At 43.1% G+C, this 16,498-nt stretch carries 23 protein-coding genes; all 23 read left to right on the forward strand.

The features are described from left to right. The 23 genes from rpoC (at position 1) to rplR (ending at position 16,498) form a co-directional block, all read left to right on the forward strand. Entirely contained in the window at positions 1 to 4,302 is a 4,302-nt protein-coding gene (rpoC, locus tag CLV96_RS00945; protein ID WP_004783957.1) for a DNA-directed RNA polymerase subunit beta', read from the forward strand. A gap of 138 nt (positions 4,303 to 4,440) precedes the next feature. Next, entirely contained in the window at positions 4,441 to 4,815 is a 375-nt protein-coding gene (gene rpsL / locus CLV96_RS00950; protein WP_004783543.1) for a 30S ribosomal protein S12, read from the forward strand. Between the two features lie 14 nt (positions 4,816 to 4,829). Continuing rightward, the gene (gene rpsG, locus CLV96_RS00955; protein WP_004783967.1) at positions 4,830 to 5,303 is read left to right on the forward strand and encodes a 30S ribosomal protein S7; all 474 of its coding nucleotides are present in this window, start codon (positions 4,830 to 4,832) and stop codon (positions 5,301 to 5,303) included. A gap of 73 nt (positions 5,304 to 5,376) precedes the next feature. Beyond that, positions 5,377 to 7,320 (forward strand): elongation factor G-like protein, encoded by a 1,944-nt coding sequence (locus tag CLV96_RS00960; RefSeq protein WP_004783824.1) that lies wholly within the window; start codon positions 5,377 to 5,379, stop codon positions 7,318 to 7,320. Between the two features lie 49 nt (positions 7,321 to 7,369). Next, positions 7,370 to 8,575: an elongation factor Tu gene (tuf, locus tag CLV96_RS00965; RefSeq protein ID WP_002974170.1), complete on the forward strand. Its 1,206-nt coding sequence runs from the start codon at positions 7,370 to 7,372 to the stop codon at positions 8,573 to 8,575. 5 nt (positions 8,576 to 8,580) lie between these two features. Further along, a complete protein-coding gene (gene rpsJ / locus CLV96_RS00970) occupies positions 8,581 to 8,889 on the forward strand; it encodes a 30S ribosomal protein S10 (protein ID WP_002974412.1) in 309 nt (102 codons plus the stop codon). Between the two features lie 11 nt (positions 8,890 to 8,900). Further along, positions 8,901 to 9,524, forward strand: a complete 624-nt coding sequence (rplC, locus tag CLV96_RS00975) for a 50S ribosomal protein L3 (RefSeq protein ID WP_020777475.1) — start codon at positions 8,901 to 8,903, stop codon at positions 9,522 to 9,524. An 11-nt stretch (positions 9,525 to 9,535) separates the two neighbouring features. Next, positions 9,536 to 10,171, forward strand: a complete 636-nt coding sequence (gene rplD, locus CLV96_RS00980; protein WP_004783952.1) for a 50S ribosomal protein L4 — start codon at positions 9,536 to 9,538, stop codon at positions 10,169 to 10,171. A 4-nt stretch (positions 10,172 to 10,175) separates the two neighbouring features. Continuing rightward, positions 10,176 to 10,481 carry a 50S ribosomal protein L23 gene (locus CLV96_RS00985; RefSeq protein ID WP_004783612.1) on the forward strand — a complete coding sequence of 102 codons (306 nt, stop codon included), beginning with the start codon at positions 10,176 to 10,178 and terminating at the stop codon, positions 10,479 to 10,481. 2 nt (positions 10,482 to 10,483) lie between these two features. Then, a complete protein-coding gene (gene rplB, locus CLV96_RS00990; protein ID WP_004783514.1) occupies positions 10,484 to 11,320 on the forward strand; it encodes a 50S ribosomal protein L2 in 837 nt (278 codons plus the stop codon). A gap of 13 nt (positions 11,321 to 11,333) precedes the next feature. Continuing rightward, a complete protein-coding gene (rpsS, locus tag CLV96_RS00995; protein ID WP_020777946.1) occupies positions 11,334 to 11,612 on the forward strand; it encodes a 30S ribosomal protein S19 in 279 nt (92 codons plus the stop codon). An 8-nt stretch (positions 11,613 to 11,620) separates the two neighbouring features. Further along, positions 11,621 to 11,971 carry a 50S ribosomal protein L22 gene (gene rplV / locus CLV96_RS01000; RefSeq protein ID WP_004783773.1) on the forward strand — a complete coding sequence of 117 codons (351 nt, stop codon included), beginning with the start codon at positions 11,621 to 11,623 and terminating at the stop codon, positions 11,969 to 11,971. A 3-nt stretch (positions 11,972 to 11,974) separates the two neighbouring features. Continuing rightward, positions 11,975 to 12,652, forward strand: coding sequence for a 30S ribosomal protein S3 (gene rpsC, locus CLV96_RS01005; RefSeq protein WP_004783866.1), 678 nt, complete (start codon positions 11,975 to 11,977; stop codon positions 12,650 to 12,652). 22 nt (positions 12,653 to 12,674) lie between these two features. Beyond that, positions 12,675 to 13,088: a 50S ribosomal protein L16 gene (gene rplP, locus CLV96_RS01010; protein ID WP_002974545.1), complete on the forward strand. Its 414-nt coding sequence runs from the start codon at positions 12,675 to 12,677 to the stop codon at positions 13,086 to 13,088. Next, a complete protein-coding gene (rpmC, locus tag CLV96_RS01015; protein WP_004783533.1) occupies positions 13,085 to 13,357 on the forward strand; it encodes a 50S ribosomal protein L29 in 273 nt (90 codons plus the stop codon). The genes rplP and rpmC overlap by 4 nt, the downstream gene beginning before the upstream one ends. Before the next feature lie 3 nt (positions 13,358 to 13,360). After that, a complete protein-coding gene (rpsQ, locus tag CLV96_RS01020) occupies positions 13,361 to 13,630 on the forward strand; it encodes a 30S ribosomal protein S17 (RefSeq protein ID WP_004783792.1) in 270 nt (89 codons plus the stop codon). Continuing rightward, a complete protein-coding gene (gene rplN / locus CLV96_RS01025; RefSeq protein WP_004783909.1) occupies positions 13,627 to 14,019 on the forward strand; it encodes a 50S ribosomal protein L14 in 393 nt (130 codons plus the stop codon). Before rpsQ ends, rplN begins: the two co-directional genes overlap by 4 nt. Before the next feature lies 1 nt (position 14,020). Then, entirely contained in the window at positions 14,021 to 14,404 is a 384-nt protein-coding gene (rplX, locus tag CLV96_RS01030) for a 50S ribosomal protein L24 (protein ID WP_004783817.1), read from the forward strand. A 2-nt stretch (positions 14,405 to 14,406) separates the two neighbouring features. After that, a complete protein-coding gene (rplE, locus tag CLV96_RS01035; protein ID WP_004783730.1) occupies positions 14,407 to 14,958 on the forward strand; it encodes a 50S ribosomal protein L5 in 552 nt (183 codons plus the stop codon). A 10-nt stretch (positions 14,959 to 14,968) separates the two neighbouring features. Beyond that, complete coding sequence (locus CLV96_RS01040; protein WP_012476296.1) at positions 14,969 to 15,154, forward strand: type Z 30S ribosomal protein S14; 186 nt, start codon at positions 14,969 to 14,971, stop codon at positions 15,152 to 15,154. Between the two features lie 16 nt (positions 15,155 to 15,170). Next, entirely contained in the window at positions 15,171 to 15,569 is a 399-nt protein-coding gene (gene rpsH / locus CLV96_RS01045; protein WP_002973604.1) for a 30S ribosomal protein S8, read from the forward strand. Positions 15,570 to 15,583: 14 nt separating this feature from the next. Then, positions 15,584 to 16,123, forward strand: coding sequence for a 50S ribosomal protein L6 (gene rplF / locus CLV96_RS01050; RefSeq protein ID WP_002973724.1), 540 nt, complete (start codon positions 15,584 to 15,586; stop codon positions 16,121 to 16,123). Between the two features lie 6 nt (positions 16,124 to 16,129). Next, positions 16,130 to 16,498, forward strand: coding sequence for a 50S ribosomal protein L18 (rplR, locus tag CLV96_RS01055; protein ID WP_035983657.1), 369 nt, complete (start codon positions 16,130 to 16,132; stop codon positions 16,496 to 16,498).

Raw genomic sequence — 16,498 nt, forward strand, 5'->3', positions numbered from 1 at the left:
ATGAGAAATTACAATAGTTTTGAATCGATTACAATCCGTTTGGCATCACCCGAGCGGATCAAAGAGTGGTCTTTCGGGGAAGTTAAAAAACCAGAAACGATCAACTACCGTACCCTAAAACCGGAACGAGATGGTCTTTTCTGTGAAAAAATCTTCGGAACCACTAAGGATTGGGAATGTTACTGCGGTAAATTCAAATCCATCCGTTATAAGGGAGTGGTTTGCGACAAATGCGGGGTTGAGGTAACTCACTCCAAAGTGCGTCGTGAAAGAATGGGTCATATTGAACTTGCAGCACCAGTGTCGCATATTTGGTATTACCGTTCTGTTCCATCTCGTATGGGACTACTTCTTGATATGACCATCAACCAACTCAAAAGTGTTCTTTACTTTGAGAAATATGTGATCATTGACCCTGCTGATTCCGGAAGGAACAGAGGGGAACTCATCGATGAAGATGAATACCATAATTATTTAGATGAATACGGTGATAAGTTTATCGCAGGTATCGGTGGGGACGCCATCAAAGAACTTCTCGCACGTATCGACGTGGATGCAGAAGCTCGTGTGATCCGCCAAAAGATCCAAGATAAAAACAAAATCTCCGACAAACGTATTTTCAAACGCCTAGAAGTTTTGGAAGCGTTCCGTGATTCTGGAAACCGTCCTGAATGGATGGTTCTTGATGTGGTTCCGGTCATCCCACCAGAACTTCGCCCGATGGTTCAATTAGAGGGAGGGCGTTTTGCAACTTCCGACCTGAACGATTTGTATCGTCGTGTGATCAATAGAAACAATCGACTCAAACGACTCCTTGCTTTGAAAGCTCCAGAGATCATTGTTCGTAACGAAAAACGTATGTTACAAGAAGCAGTGGATGCTCTTTTTGATAACAGCCGTCGCAAACGAACTGTGAAAGGAAAAGGAAATAGACCTTTAAAATCTATCTCCGATATGCTCAAAGGAAAACAAGGCCGATTCCGCCAAAACCTACTCGGGAAACGTGTGGATTACTCTGGTCGTTCGGTGATCGTTGTCGGTCCAGAACTCAAATACCACCAAATGGGTCTTCCTAAAAAAATGGCTTTGGAACTATTCAAACCATTCATTATGAAACGCCTTGTGGATTTGGAACTTGCACCAAACATCAAGTCTGCGAAGAAAAAAATCGAAGCAGAAGACAAAGAAGTTTTTGATGTATTGGAAACTGTAGTCAAGGAACACCCAGTTCTCCTCAACCGTGCGCCAACTCTCCATAGACTTGGGATCCAAGCATTTTTACCTGTCCTTGTAGAAGGAAAGGCAATCAAACTCCACCCACTCGTTTGTCATGCGTTTAACGCAGACTTTGACGGGGACCAAATGGCAATCCACGTTCCGCTCGCTCCAAAAGCACAGCTTGAAACTTGGATGCTCATGTTATCTCCGCATAACATTCTAAACCCTGCCAACGGACAACCGATTTGTGGACCAACACAAGATATCGTACTTGGAATTTATTACCTCACTTCTGAAGTAAAAGACGCTAAGGGTGAAGGGAAATTTTTCACTGGTCTTGAAGAGGTGATGTATGCGATCGAAACGAAAACCGTTGAAATTCGTTCCAAAATTTCCGTTTTACACGAAGGGAAAATCATCGAAACCACACCTGGAAGACTTATCTTCAACCAAGTGATGCCAAAAGGGTATGTTTACATCAACAGAACTCTAGGTGATAAAGAAACAAACAAAATTATTGCAGATGTTTACGAGAAGTTTGGACCTGGCACCACAGTTGTGATGTTAGATGAAATCAAACGACTTGGATACCGTTATGCAACTGTATTTGCTCCTACCATCTCGATTGATGACATCCGAGTTTCTCCTCAAAAAGAAGGACTCGTCAATGATGCTAACAAAGAAGTAGAAAAAGCGGATATGGAGTATCGTAAAGGGATCATTACGAACGAAGAACGTCGTAAAAAGGTAATCGAAATTTGGACAAAAACCAATGACCGGATTACGGAAGGGATGTTTAAGGAACTCGAAAAAGACCAAGCGGGATTTAACCCGGTTTACGTCATGGCCGCTTCCGGTGCCCGTGGATCCAAACAACAGATTCGCCAGCTTGCAGGGATGCGGGGTCTTATGGCGAAACCATCCGGGGAAATCATTGAACTTGCGATTCGTTCTAACTTCCGTGAAGGCCTTGGGGTCTTAGAATTTTTTATCTCAACACATGGTGCAAGGAAAGGTCTTGCGGATACGGCGTTAAAAACTGCCGATGCCGGTTACCTCACTCGTCGTCTTGTGGATATTTCTCAGGACGTAATTGTTTCGGAAGATGATTGTGGAACCAAAGCAAACATCACTCTTGGTATCGTAAAAGAAGGTGAGAACGTCATTGTTTCCCTTGCAGACAGAGTGTTCGGTCGATACACAGCAGAAGACTTAGTGGATCCTGTGACTGAAAAAGTAGTGTTTCCAAAAGATACACTCATCACAAGAGCGCTCGGCCAACAGATCGAAAACCTTGGTTATGATAAAATCAAAGTAAGATCACCTCTCACTTGCCGATCCCGTCACGGTATTTGTACAAAATGTTACGGTATGGATATGGCACGTCTTGTTCCTGCGGAAATTGGAGAAGCAGTTGGAACCATCGCCGCTCAGTCCATCGGCCAACCGGGAACACAGCTTACGATGAGAACTTTTCACGTGGGTGGAGCAGCATCTGCCACGATCCAAGAGAAAGAACACAAAGTTCCTTTCCGTTCCTTAGTTAAATCAATAAACGGTCGTTTGGTGACAAATGCAAACGGAGCGAAAGTTTTCGCACGCCGTGGAACCATCATTGTCAACCGACTCATCCAAGAGTTCAATACAGAGTCTCTCTCGAGTGTGCGGATTGTAGATGGCCAACGATTAGAAAAAGGGGAAGTGTTTGCGACACAAGTGGGTGAATCCACAGAACAACGCATCACTTCTGACCAAGCGGGAGTTGTTTCTCTTGTAGGAACCACTCTACGTATCCTTGGTGATGATATTGTAATTCCCGTGAAAATCGGAACCATCTTAAAAGCAGAAGAAGCCCAAATCGTAGAAGAAAACAAAGCCCTCGCTGAGTTTGACCCTTACAATGAAGTGGCTGTATCGGAAACTGCAGGGACTATCCAATGGGAAGATTTAGAAATCGGTAAGAACGTTCGTCGTGACGTGGATCCAAAAACTTCTAATATCATCTTAAAAGTGGTAGAACAGAAAAAAGATCGTCTCGTTCCTAAGGTTCTTGTCGGATCCGATGAATACTCTGTTCCAGTGGACGCTCTTCTCCAATTCCAAAATGGAGACAAGGTCAGGGAAGGGGATGTGATCTTCAAAATCCCGTCTGTGGCTGAAAAAACGCGAGATATCACCGGTGGTCTCCCAAGGGTAGATGAACTTTTCGAAGCTCGTCGTCCGAAAGATGCCTGCACACTTGCAGAAATTGACGGTAAAATCGAAGACAAAGGTGAAATCGTTAAAGAAAAACGAATATTATACATCATTCCTGAAACAGCGGAACAAGAAAAAGTAAAAGTAGCAATTCCAATCGGAAAACAAATCCGTGTTCGCCAGGGTGACTTTGTGAAACGCGGAGACCAGTTGGATGAAGGAAATTTTGACCCGCATGATATCCTTGCGATCAAAGGACCAAATGCTCTTCACGAATACTTAGTTTCGGAAGTTCAGGAAGTTTACCGCTTACAAGGGGTTCATATCAATGATAAACACATCGAAGTTGTGGTTCGTTCCATGCTGCGTAAGGTGATTATCACAGATAGTGGGGACACATCCTTTGTGAACCAACAACAAGTGGATAAATTCCTCTTTGATGAAGAAAACGACCGAGTGGAAAAAGAAGGGGGATCTCCGGCACAAGGAACTCCTGTCCTTCTGGGATTAACAAAAGCATCCCTCAACACTGAGTCTTATTTCTCGGCTGCATCATTCCAAGAAACAACAAAGGTTCTAACGGATGCGGCGATCAAAGGAAAAACAGACAACCTCATGGGTCTGAAAGAAAACGTAATCATTGGTCACATGATCCCTGCGGGAACAGGCATGAAAAAATACCGTGACATTGAAGTTTTCAAAGACCTTCCTGGGGATTTGGATTGGGATCTGGAATCGGAGGAAGAGGAAGAAGAAGTTTCCGAACTTTCCGAGTCGGCTCCTGTTTCCACTGCCACACTCTCTCGACTTGTTGCCGAAGAGGACGAGGATGAAGATGAGTTGGAAGAAGAGTCTGATGACTCGGACGATGAAGACGACGACGATTAAACCAAACTTTGTCCCTAGTAATTCGTAAGAGTTTCTGGGGACAAAATCATGTTTTCGTTTACAAAATGTCGCTATCTGGAATTTTGGACGAAAACGTCATTATTTTTTTAAAGACAGAGAAGTAGAAGAAGGAATCGAATGCCTACAATTAACCAGCTCATCCGAATTGGAAGAGAAGACCAAAAGAAAAGAACTAAATCTCCTGCCCTTAAAGCATGCCCACAAAGACGTGGAGTTTGCACTAGGGTAATGACCTTTACTCCTAAAAAACCGAACTCAGCTCTTCGTAAAGTAGCAAGGGTTCGCCTCACAACTGGAATTGAAGTCACTGCTTATATTCCTGGTGAAGGTCACAACCTCCAAGAACACAACGTTGTTCTCATCCGTGGGGGAAGGGTAAAAGACTTACCAGGGGTTCGTTATCATATCATTCGTGGAACACTGGATACACTCGGTGTAGACAAACGTCGTAAAGGACGTTCAAAATACGGCGCTAAGCGTCCTAAAGCGTAATCGGAGAAAGGTATATGTCAAGAAGAAGAGGAAAAGTTGAACCGCGCCACATCGAAGGCGATCCTAAATACAATGACAAAGTGATTTCTAAGTTTATCAACTGCCTAATGGTAGATGGTAAAAAGAGTGTTGCTGAAGCCGTGTTCTACGATGCTTTAGAAGTAATTGCTAAAAAAACAGGGCAAGATCCTTACCAAGTTTTCCAAGAAGCTTTGGAAAATGCAAAACCACAAGTAGAAGTAAAATCTCGTCGTGTGGGTGGGGTTACTTACCAAGTTCCAATCGAAGTTCGTCCGGAAAGACGACTCGCTCTTGGAATCAGATGGCTCATTCGTTACAGCCGTGATAGAAACGAAAAATCAATGAAGAATAAATTGGCTGCAGAATTTATGGAAGCACAAAAAGGCACTGGTTCTGCGATCAAGAAAAAAGAAGATATCAGAAAGATGGCAGATGCCAACAAGGCTTTCTCTCACTACCGCTGGTAGTTTTCTCCATTCGATTCCAAACATTGATAAGCCAGGTGAAAACCTGGCTTTTTTATTTTAACGTAACAAATTTATGAAATACCGAACTGTTGGAATTTTTGCTCATATCGATTCGGGGAAAACCACTCTCACCGAACGAATCTTATTCGAAGCTGGGAAAATTTCGGCAGTAGGATCCATTGAAGATGGAAATACCGAATCGGATTCCTTACAAGAAGAGATCGAAAGAGGAATTTCGATTCGTACCACTTTCCATTCAATCCCTTGGAAAACAACCTTTGGTGAGTTTCAAATCCAACTCGTGGACACACCCGGCCATATTGATTTTCGAAACCAAGTCACAGACCTTTTGCCTGCTATGGAAACTGCCATTGTGGTTTTAGAAGCGGGAACCGTAGTCCAATCCCAGGCCCGGCTTGTGATTGAAGAACTGAAAAAAACAAATGTTCCGATGGTATTTTTTATCAACAAACTGGACCGCTTTGATGAGGATTATTTAGACACACTTGTCTCCTTGGAAGAAATTTTGGGCGGTGCTCCAGTTTCTCTATTTCAAAAGAATGCAGAGGGAAAGATTGAATACTATCTAAAAGACCCCGATCGTTTTCCCAAAACGGTAAAAGACGAACTGATGTCTTGGAATGATGAACTCATGATTTCTTCCTGGAACGATGCGTTGGGTCAAACCGATTATTCGTTGATCGGTCTTCGAAGCGGACCTGTTTTCGGAAAACTCTATCCAGTATATGGAGGTTCTGCCAAAACCGGAGAAGGGGTTCGGGAGCTTTTGGATTTAGTTCTCTGGACGGAACCAAAAGAGACAGGAAGCCAAACTTCAATTGGGCTGCCACTTCTTGTTTTATCCCGGAGGACTGGTCATGGGATCGGTCGGTATGCGGTCGTTTATCCCACAAAAGAGTTAAGTTCAGACGAACTTCTTAAAATTGAGAAATCTTTACTTCCCTATAAGAGTGCTGCTTCCGAAGGCAGATCATCTGAGGTAATTCAGGATTCTTTGTTTACCTTCTTTGACCCGGAGACGGAAGAGGCTCTCAAAAGTTTAGAAAAGGGAAAACTTGTCATACTCAAAAATCACAGGGACTTACTACTTTTGCCTGGCCATCCAGTGGTGATTTCCTCTTCGGCTGGACTTGATGAGGAGTCACCTCCATCAGATCGGTCCCCCAGTCCATTTTCTTTTGTTTTGGAACCAGAGGAATCTGCGGACAAGGAGTTTTGGTTATGTCGCTTGGTGGAACTGGTTTGGGAAGACCCGGGATACCAAGTGCAAAGTAAGGATGAAACTGGACAGTTGGTACTCCTGGGGCGAGGGGAACTACATTTAGAAATCGGAATCCGAAGGGTTACCGAAAGAACGGAAAAAAAACTCTTAATTAGTTCGATAAACATTGCCAAAATAGAGCTTCTCAAAAAAATGTCTCATAAGGTTGCCCTAGAGCATCGTGCCTTTGAAGATCAAAAATCAAGCGGCGCGCTCATCGCAGTCCTGGAAGATACTGCCGATTTTTCGAAGCAAATTGCCTTCGAGGTAAGTCTTCCGGAAGAAGTAAAAAATTCGATTGAAACGTCCTTTTTGGAAGCCTGCTTACATGGGTTTTACGGCGAGGAAGTTGCAGGTCTCAAACTTCGTGTCCTCTCGTATGAGATGCCGAAAGGGGATTTGCAAGTCACTTTAACGCTTTTGAAAGTAGCGATACTTTCGGGTATAAAGGAATTGTTTCCATCCAACACGTATTTGGTCGGACCCCTCACGGAAGTAGAAGTGATGGTGGATGCGGACCACTTAGGTGTAGTTCTTTCTGATCTAAGTCGCAGAAGTGCTAAGGTGGTATCCATCTGGGAAGCTGTGGCAGGGAAGAGTCACTTAAAAGCCAATGCACCGGCCCAAAACCTGCTTGGCTTTTCAGGGGCTCTTAGAAACATGACCAAAGGGATTGGCATTTCTTGGGAAAGGACTGCTTTTACCTATGAATTTCATGCAGTTTTAAAGGAGTAAAGAACCGAGGATCGGGTCTTGCACCACGATTGAGGAGTAGATTCTAACAATGGCTAAAGAAAAATTTGACCGTTCAAAACCACACTTAAACATCGGAACAATTGGTCACGTTGACCACGGTAAGACAACCCTAACAGCAGCAATCACAACAACGCTTGCGAAGTTAGTTGGTGGAAAAAACAAAGCGATTGCTTACGACCAAATCGACAACGCGCCCGAAGAAAAGGCTCGTGGGATTACTATTGCAACGTCTCACCAGGAGTATGAAACTCCAAACCGTCACTACGCGCACGTAGATTGCCCGGGACACGCGGACTATGTTAAAAACATGATTACTGGTGCTGCTCAGATGGACGCTGCGATTCTCGTAGTATCTGCAACTGACGGTGCTATGCCACAAACAAAAGAACACATCCTTCTTGCTCGCCAAGTAGGGGTTCCTTACATCGTGGTTTACCTAAACAAAGCGGACATGCTTGCTGCTGATGAAAGAGACGATATGGTTGAGATGGTGAAAGAGGAAATCAAAGACCTTCTTAACAAATACAACTTTCCTGGTGACAAAACACCTTTCATCTCTGGTTCTGCATTAAAAGCTCTTGAAGGTGAAGATTCCGACCTAGGAATGAAATCTATTTTGAAACTTATGGAAGCTGTTGATACTTACGTTCCAAACCCTACACGTATTGTTGATAAACCTTTCCTTATGCCAGTTGAGGACGTATTCTCAATCACTGGTCGTGGAACTGTTGCAACTGGTCGTGTGGAGCAAGGTGTTCTTAAGATCAACGACGAGATCGAAATTGTTGGTATCCGTGATACATCTAAATCAGTTGTTACTGGTATTGAGATGTTCCGTAAACTACTCGATCAAGCAGAAGCAGGAGACAACATTGGTGCTCTTCTTCGCGGAACTAAAAAAGAAGACATCGAAAGAGGTCAAGTTCTTGCGAAACCGGGTACAATCACTCCACACAGAAAATTTAAAGCGGAAGTTTACGTTCTTACTAAAGACGAAGGTGGACGTCATACTCCATTCTTTAACAACTACCGTCCTCAGTTCTACTTCAGAACTACAGACATCACTGGTGTTTGTAACCTTCCTGGTGGAATGGAGATGGTTATGCCGGGAGATAACGTTACGATGTCAATCGAGCTTATCCACCCAATTGCTATGGACCAAGGTTTGAAATTTGCTATCCGTGAGGGTGGACGAACTATCGGTTCTGGTGTTGTTGCGGAGATCGTTGAGTAATCGCAATGGCTGGACAAAGAATTCGCGTTAAGTTAAAAGCTTTCGATCATCGGTTGATTGACCAATCAACCTTTGAAATCGTTGCGACTGCGAAGAGGACCGGAGCTACTGTCTCCGGTCCAATCCCACTCCCAACGAAAAAAGAAATCTACACGGTATTACGTTCTCCGCACGTGAATAAAAAAGCTAGAGAACAATTTGAAATGAGAACTCACAAGAGACTCATCGATATTTTAAATACGAATGAAGATACGGTAGAAGCCCTGATGAAGCTTCAACTCCCTGCTGGAGTTTCCGTAGATATTAAATCCTAAGGATAGGATCCATGGCTAAAGGTTTAATCGGCGAAAAATTGGGCATGGCCCACATATTCAATAATGAAGGTAAGATGGTTACTGTAACTGTTTTACGCGTGGGTCCTTGTTTTGTGTCCCAGGTAAAAACTTCTGCAAACGACGGCTATGAAGCTGTTCAGTTAGCATTTGGTGATGCCAAGGAAAAACACATAACGAAGGCAGAAGCTGGACACATTAAAAAAGCAAACATTGCCACTCCGAAAAAAACTCTGATTGAATTCAAAGGTTTTGAAGACGTAGCAGTAGGTGCTGAGGTAAAACTCGCAGATGTATTTGCTTTGAATGACACGGTGAAGGTAACCGGAACTTCTAAGGGTAAGGGAACTCAAGGTGTCGTGAAGCGCCACGGTTTTGCTGGTGGTCCTGCTGGGCACGGTTCCAGATTCCAAAGACACCCTGGTTCGATTGGTTCCAACACAACTCCTGGACGTGTGTTCAAGGGTTTGAAAATGGGTGGAAGAATGGGTTCTGAACAGAGCACTGTTCGAAACCTGAAAGTAGTAAAAATTGATGCAGACGCCAACTTGGTATTTGTATCCGGTCCGGTTCCAGGAAGGGAACATGGTATCGTTACGATAGAAAAAATCGGATAGATAGGTAGAACATGAAAGCGCGTAAATACAATAAAGAAGGCGTATTCGTAAGCGAAGTTGAACTTCCGGCAGAATTATTTGCTACCGGCATTTCGCTTGGAGCCATCTATGATGCGGTTAAAGCTGAAAATGCGAACAATAGACAAGGAACACATTCTACTAAGGATCGTTCCGAAGTTCGCGGTGGGGGAATCAAACCTTGGGCTCAAAAAGGAACTGGTCGTGCAAGACAAGGATCCATCAGGGCACCTCATTTCGTTGGTGGTGGTATCATTCATGGACCAAAACCAAGAGATTATTCCTCTAACTTGTCACGCAGCGTAAAGAAAAAGGCTGTTCTCTCCATCCTTAACAAAAAGGCAGAAGAAAACAGAATCGTGATCATAGAAGACGTAGAACCTTCTTCTTACTCCACAAAGTCCATCTACAACATTTTGAAGAACATGGACATTGCAGAGAAGGGTAACGTGGGTTTTGTGGTAGCTGGTGAAAACCAATTCCTCAAAAAATCCACTCGCAATATAGAGAACCTCAAATATGTGAACAGCAAACGAGTCGTTTGCCGAGACATCCTCTATAATAACAATTTAGTAATCTCTGAAAGCGCTTTAAAAGAGCTTCAGGCTCAGTATTCTAAGAAAGGATAAGACAGTGAACCTAGAGAATGTAATCTTATCACCAGTTGTTACCGAAAAGTCGCAAGACCTTCAATCAATTGGAGAACGTATGGGAAAAAGAACTGTCAAGTATACGTTCAAAGTCCACCCGGATGCGAACAAAACTTTGATCAAACAAGCCCTGAAACAAATGTATAACGTAGTTCCGACAGCTGTAAACGTAGCCGTTTATCGCGGGAAAATGAAACGTTTTAGAAACATGCCGTCCCCAAGACCTCACTACAAAAAAGCTGTCGTGACGTTTGCTGACGGAGCAAATTTGGATTTTGCTAAGGTTTAATTATGGGAATTAGAAAACTTAAACCCACAACGCAGTCTAGCCGTTACTACTCGGTTCTAGATTTCAAAGAAATCACTGAAGTGGTTCCTTACAAACCGCTCACTGCCAACATTTCTTATAAAGCTGGTCGTGACAACAAGGGACGTATTGCTGTTAGACGGAAAGGTGGACGTAACAAAAGAAAGTTCCGGATCATCGATTTCAAACGTAATAAATTTGGAATCCCTGCAACTGTAAAAACAATCGAGTATGATCCAAACCGTTCTGCTTTTATTGCTCTGGTCTGCTATGCGGACGGAGAATACCGATACATTTTAGCTCCTAACGGACTTAAAGTAGGTGATAAAATTGAGTCTGGTGCCAATGCAGAAATCAAGCTAGGGAACACACTTCCTTTAGATAAAATACCTGCTGGAACTAACGTTCACAACATTGAACTCCATATCGGAAAAGGCGGTCAAATCGCTCGCACAGCAGGATCTTTTGCTGTGATCTCCGCTAAAGATGGTGACTATGTATCTCTCAAACTTCCTTCTTCGGAAATCCGTAAGGTTCGTAAAGAGTGCTTAGCAACGGTCGGAGAACTTTCCAACAAAGACCACAACTTAGTGATCATTGGTAAAGCGGGACGTAACCGTTGGTTAGGAAAAAGACCGAAAGTAAGAGGGGTCGTTATGAACCCTGTGGACCACCCACTCGGTGGTGGTGAAGGTAGAACTTCCGGAGGACGTCACCCAGTGACTCCTTGGGGTAAACCTACGAAAGGATTTAAAACACGTAAGACTAGACCGTCTGACCGTTTTATTGTCCAAAGACGTAAGAAAAACAGGAATAGGTAGGGTCTAGATAATCATGGCTAGAAGCTTAAAAAAAGGTCCGTTCATTGACGACCACCTCATGAAAAAAATTACCAACTTAAACTCTGAAGGGAAAAAAACTCCCTTCAAGTCTTGGTCCAGAAGAAGTACCATTTATCCAGACATGATCGGTCACACCGTAATGATTCATAATGGCAAAGCGTTTGTTCCGGTATATGTTAACGAAAACATGATCGGCCATAAACTCGGTGAATTTGCTCCCACTAGAACCTTCAAAGGTCATGGTGGGGACAAAAAAGTAGCGAAGAAATAGGTAGAGAGATGGAAGCAAAAGCAGTAGGAAAACACCTCAGAATTTCTGCCAGAAAAGCTCGCCTGGTTGCTGATGAAGTTCGTGGATACGATTATAAGGAAGCCATTGATATCTTGCGTTTTACAAACAAAGCAGCAAGTTCAATGATCATCAACCTTTTGAACTCAGCAGTGGCGAACGCAGTCCAAATGAACGAAAGTTTGGACCCAAGTTCACTTTACGTTAAAAAAATCTATGTGGATGACGGTCCTATCATGAAACGTTTCCGTCCAAGAGCACGAGGACGTGCTTCTAGGATCCGTAAACGCCTAAGCCACATCACTGTTGTCGTATCTGAAATCGAAAAGAAGGTTAGCTAATTTATGGGTCAAAAAGTAAATCCAATCGGACTACGAATCGGAATCACACGTAACTGGGATTCAATTTGGTATTCCAAACAAGATTACATTAAAAATCTTCACGAAGATATCAAGATCCGTAGATTCCTTCAGAAGAAATTCAAAAACGCTTCCGTTGTTAAAATCGTAATCGAAAGATTCCCTGAAAAAATCAACGTGAACCTCCATACTTCTAAACCAGGTATGGTAATTGGGCAAAAAGGCCAAAACATTGAAGCGGTAAAACAAGAGCTAAAAAAATACGCTGATAAACCGATTGGGATGAATATCATCGAAGTGAAAAAACCAGAAGTCATTGCACAAGCAATTGCTGAAACGGTTGCCCTTCAAATCGAACAAAGGATGCCATTTCGTCGAGTGATGAAAGCAGAACTTCGTCGTGCCATGCGCGGTGGGGTAGAAGGCGTAAAAATCCAAATCTCTGGACGACTAAACGGAGCAGATATGGCAAGGACAGAAAAGTATATGGAAGGACGAGTTCCTCTTCATACTCTTCGTGCTAAAATTGATTTTGGATTCAAAGAAGCTCTCACGACTTTTGGACAAATTGGTGTGAAAGTATGGACTTATACAGGTGACTACTTCCCAACTAAGGAAGAGTCCGATGAAGATAAATACGCTGTAAAACGTAGAACGAGTTAAGAAGTACTAAAGAGAAACAATCATGTTAGCACCTAAACGAGTAAAATTTAGAAAACGCCAAAGAGGGCGCTTAAAAGGTAAGGACGAAAGAGGTTCTTACGTTGCGTTCGGAGAGTATGGTTTAAAAGCCATCTCTTCCGGTCGTATCACTGCGCGACAAATCGAAGCTGCAAGGATTACTATTAACCGCCAAGTCAAACGAGGTGGGAAATTGTGGATCAGGATCTTCCCTCATCTTCCTATCACTAAAAAACCTGCCGAAACTCGTATGGGTAAAGGTAAAGGTAACCCAGAATTCTGGATTGCTGAGATCCGTCCGGGCCGTGTTCTTTTTGAAATGGCGGGGATTGATGAAGAAACAGCAAGAAAAGCCCTTCATTTGGCGGCTTTCAAACTGCCAGTAGAAACTTCATTTGTTAAGAGGAACGTTCTATGAAAGACGATTTCAAATCACTATCTCCAGAAGATTTGAAGAAAGAAATTCTTTCCTCTTCCGAAGAAGTAAGAAAAGCAAGATTCCAGTTTGGTGTCACAAGATCTCTTGAGAACCCAAAACTAATCCGCAATCATAAGAAGAGAATTGCCCAAGCGTTAACTGTCCTTCGTGAGAAGGAACTAACCGCACAGGGCAAACTCAAACAAATCGCACCAAAGGCTGGTTCAGCTCCTAAAGCTGCCAAAACTAGCAAAGGTAAGAAGAAGTAGGTTATGGAAGATAAAAACTCTAAAAAGTCTTTAACCATTCAGGGTGTAGTCGTGAGCGATGCTATGGAAAAAACCGTAGTGATCGAAATCATCACAAGAAAAGTGCACCCACGGTTTAAGAAGATTATGACCAGAACTTCTCGCGTGAAAATTCACGATGAGAAGAACGAGTGTCAAGTTGGTGATCGAGTCATCGCTGTGGAAACAAGACCACTTTCTAAACAGAAACACCATAAACTTGTAAAGGTAATTGAGAAGGCGAAATTAGTATGATCCAACAAGAAACTATTTTACAAGTAGCCGATAACTCGGGTGTGAAAAAAGTCATGTGCGTTAAAGTGCTTGGCGGTTCAAAAAAACGCTACGCTACGCTTGGTGACGAAATCATCGTCGCTGTGAAAGAAGCACAACCTGCATACGGTCTTCGTGACGGGCAAGGTAAAAAAGTGCATAACAAAGCAGTTCAAAGAGCCGTTGTTGTGAGAACGAAAAAAGAAGTTCGTCGTCAAGATGGAACTTACATTCGATTCGATGACAATGCCGTTGCCATCATTGATGACAAAGGAAATCCAAAAGGAACCAGGATCTTCGGACCTGTTGCTCGTGAACTTCGCGATAAAAAATACATGAAAATTATATCTCTCGCTCCGGAGGTTCTCTAGAATGGCAGCTAAATTAGCGTATAGAGGCTCCGAGCCCACTAAATTCAAAAAAACGAAAATCAAGAAGGACGATGAAGTTCTAGTGATTTCCGGAAAAGAAAAAGGAAAAAAAGGGAAAGTTCTAGCAATCGACAAACGCAAAGACCGTGTTTATATCGAAGGTGTGAACAAAAGAAAAAGATTCGTGCGCCCAACTCAAGAGAACCCTCAAGGTGGAGCGATCGAAATCGAATTCCCAATCCATATTTCCAATGTGATGTTTCACGACGCAAAAGCAGAGAACAAGGCGAAGCCAAAGAAGAAAATTAAGGCTGTACGCTTGGGCTTTGCTAAGAAGGATGGTAAATCCGTACGAGTGACTCGACCTGAAGGGAAAGAAGTATAGTTATGGTACCTAGGCTTAAATCAAAATACGAGAAGGAAATTCGTCCTACACTCCAAAAGTCACTCGGCTTTCAAAGTGTCATGCGAGTTCCCAAACTAGAAAAGATCGTGATCAACGTTGGTATGGGTGAAGCCCACACAAACCCAAAAGCGATGGAAGCTTGTTTGGTAGAAATTGGCCAAATCACAGGCCAAAGACCGGTGAAAACATTCGCTAAGAAGTCCATTGCGGGTTTCAAAGTGAGAGAGGGAATGGTGCTTGGTTGCAAAGTTACCCTTCGTGGTCATCATATGTATGAGTTCCTTGACAGATTCATTAACGTGGCTCTTCCACGGGTTCGTGACTTTCGCGGTGTAAACCCCAAAGGTTTCGACGGTCGAGGAAATTATAACCTGTCCGTAAAAGAACAGATCATCTTCCCAGAGATTCATTTTGATAAAATCAATACGATCTACGGGATCAATATCACTTTCGTAACGAACACGGAAGTGGACAAAGAAGCGTTCGAATTATTCCAAGCCTTCGGTATGCCTTACCGAGCGGCAGGTAAGTAGGAGATTATTCATGGCGAAAAAATCAATGATGGAACGCCACGCCAAAGAGCAAAAATTCAAAGTGAGAGAGTACAATCGTTGCCCTCTTTGTGGTCGATCACGCGCTTATTTGCGCCGCTTTGATATGTGTCGTCTTTGCTTCCGGGACCTTGCTAGCAAGGCTCAGATCCCCGGTGTGAAAAAGTCCTCCTGGTAATTAGGTTAAGGTAAGTATGAGTCTTTCAGATCCAATAGCAGATATGCTAACAAGAATCAGAAACGCACAACAAGCAAAACATGAGCTTTGTGTGATTCCTGGTAGCAAAATCAAAAAGTCCATCCTAGATCTTCTTAAAGAAGAAGGTTTTGTAGATGATGTTCAAACAGTAAAAAACGGAAGTTTCGATGACTTCCAAGTGAAATTAAAATACGACACGGAAAAGAAACCGGTAATCCGTATGATCGAGAGAGTATCCACTCCAGGTCGTCGCGTTTATATCCAATCTGGTGAAATCCGACCGTTCCGAAATAACATAGGAACACTCATCCTTTCTACTTCGAAAGGTGTGATGACTGGTAAACGTGCTCGTAAACTCAGGGTAGGAGGGGAAGTTCTCTGTAAGGTATTCTAGAGAACGATATCACCATGTCTCGAGTTGGAAAAAGTATTATCAAATTGCCTGCAAAGGTAGAAGTGAAAGCAGAAGCTGAAGCCCTTACAATCAAGGGGCCTTTAGGGGAACTAAAAACTCCGCTTTACGAAGGTGTCAGCGCAAATGTTGAAAACGGGGAACTAGTTTTTACTCGTAAAAGTGAAGACCAAAAGACTGTGGCTCTCCACGGTCTAGTTCGTTCACTTGCGATGAACTGCGTAAAAGGTGTGACAACTGGTTGGGAAAAAAACCTAGAAATTACTGGGGTTGGATATCGTGCTCAAAAACGCGGTAAAGATCTAGTAATGGCTCTTGGATATTCTCACGAGGTGGTTTTCCCTGAACCTACTGGTATCAAAATCGATGTTGCAGATCAGCTAAAAATCAAAGTATCGGGAATTGACCGACAACTGGTTGGACAAGTTGCGGCTGACATTCGTTCGAAAAGACCTCCTGAGCCTTACAAAGGAAAAGGAATCAAATATCAGAACGAATACATCCGTAGAAAGGCCGGAAAAACCGGTAAGAAGTAGAACGTCATGATCAATAAGACAGCTAAAAATACGAAAAGATTGAGACGAGCGGAACGAGTTCGATACAAACTCCGCTCTACATCGGAAAGACCTCGGTTGGTTTTTAACAAAACAAACCGTTACCTAACGGCACAAATCATTGATGATGCAAAAGGTGTAACGCTTGTTTATGCAACCACTCTAGAGAAAAATTTTCCGAAACATGAAAATTCTAAGAAGAGTAAATCCGCTGCAACCGAACTCGGTAAAGTGGTCGCTGAGAAAGCGAAAAAGGCAGGAGTTTCCCAAGTGGTTCTCGACAGATCTGGAATGGTTTACCATGGAAAGATCGCTGCTTTTGCTGATTCTGCCCGTGAAGGTGGATTGGAGTTCTAA

It is taken from the genome of Leptospira meyeri, assembly GCF_004368965.1.
Taxonomy (GTDB): Bacteria; Spirochaetota; Leptospiria; order Leptospirales; family Leptospiraceae; genus Leptospira_A; species Leptospira_A meyeri.